This is a genomic window from Bradyrhizobium sp. sGM-13, assembly GCF_018398875.1.
Classification (GTDB): Bacteria; Pseudomonadota; Alphaproteobacteria; order Rhizobiales; family Xanthobacteraceae; genus Bradyrhizobium.
Genome location: NZ_JAGWDK010000133.1, coordinates 1 through 1497 on the forward strand (window position 1 = coordinate 1; position 1497 = coordinate 1497).

Below are 1497 nucleotides of genomic sequence, written 5' to 3' on the forward strand. Positions count from 1 at the left end.
CGCACTAGGGCATGCACAGATCTGGTGCGGCGGATTGACTCGGGTCGCGTGCGGGGGATTCCAGAATCGGGAATTCGTGTGATTTCTATTGCGGCACTTCGGCGATGGCGGAGGTGTCGGGATGCTGTCACATATCAATTGGTCGGTGGGTCGGTTCGGGGATCGTCGCCTCGATAAAGGGGGGCGATGCTTGTCGAATGCATGGTCGCGGGCAAGGATGTCTGTCTGCGCCGGCTTTCGAAGGGTAACCGCGCCCGGGAGGTGCGGTTCAACCGGCTTCTCGGCAACGCCAAGGTGACGACAGAGCGCATCATAGAAAGCTGGAGCGAGGGCACGGTTGCCGCGGCAGAAGGCCGCCACGTGCTGGCGATTCAGGACACCAGTGAGATCAACTTCACAACGACGGCCGAGCGCCGCCGCGGGCTCGGGGAGACCGCCAAGGGCAATGTCCACGGGTTGCTGCTGCACCCGATGCTGGCGGTAGATGCCGACGACGGCACCTGCCTCGGTTTGCTGAGCGGTCAGATATGGACGCGCAAGGGCCGCCGCACCGTCTCGCACGATCTGCGCGAGCCCTCGGACAAGGAATCGCAGCGCTGGATCGACACGGCGCTGGCGGCCAAGCCGCTGCTGGCCGGGGCCGCGATGGTGACGGCGCTGGGTGACCGCGAGAGCGACATCTTCGCCCTTTATGCCAGCGCCGCGGAACCGCGCTTCCACGTGATCGCGCGCAGCATGCATGATCGCAAGCTCGCGGACGATAGCGGCCTGTACGTGACCAGTGAGGCCATGGCAGTCGTGGACCAGCGCGCCATCGTGCTGCCGGCGCGGGCGCAGCGGGCCGAGCGGGTTGTGCCTCTCGAACTGCGCTTCGGCGCGGTGAACCTGGCCCGGCCGCAAAACAAATTCCTGCGCCATCTGCCAGAAAGTTTGCCGCTGACCCTGGTCGACGTGCGGGAGGTCGATCCTCAGGCCGGCACCGAGCCGCTGCACTGGCGGCTTCTCACCACCCACCCGGTGGCGAATGCAGAACAGGCCTGGCGTATCGTCGATTGGTACAAGCGGCGCTGGCTGATCGAGCAGTTCTTCCGCGTCCTAAAGACCCAAGGCTTCAGGCTCGAAGACAGTCAGCTCACCACCGCCGATCGGCTCCTCAAGCTGGTCGCGATCGCTGCCAAAGCCGCCGTCATTACCATCCAGCTCTTGCAGGCGCGGGATGGCCGCGGCCAACAGCCGATTCACCTCACCTTCAATACGAACGAAGTCGCGGCGCTCACCGCCCTCAACCAAGATATCGAAGCCAAAAGCAAACGGCTCAAGAATCCGCATCCATCGGACAGTCTCGCCTGGGCCGCCTGGATCATCGGCCGTCTCGGCGGCTGGGACGGCTACCCCTCGTCCAAGCCGCCGGGTCCAATCACCATGAAACATGGTCTCGAATACTTCCATGCCGTCGCAATCGGATGGACCCTCAGAAATGTGTGCATGCCCTAGTGC

1 protein-coding gene is annotated in these 1497 nt (G+C 64.1%); it reads left to right on the top strand.

All coding sequences use genetic code 11. The annotated features are described in order from the left end of the window. Positions 1-186: 186 nt before the first annotated feature. On the top strand, positions 187-1494 hold the full coding sequence (locus KJQ96_RS38430) for an IS4 family transposase (protein ID WP_249735085.1): 1308 nt from the start codon (positions 187-189) through the stop codon (positions 1492-1494). Positions 1495-1497: the final 3 nt, after the last annotated feature.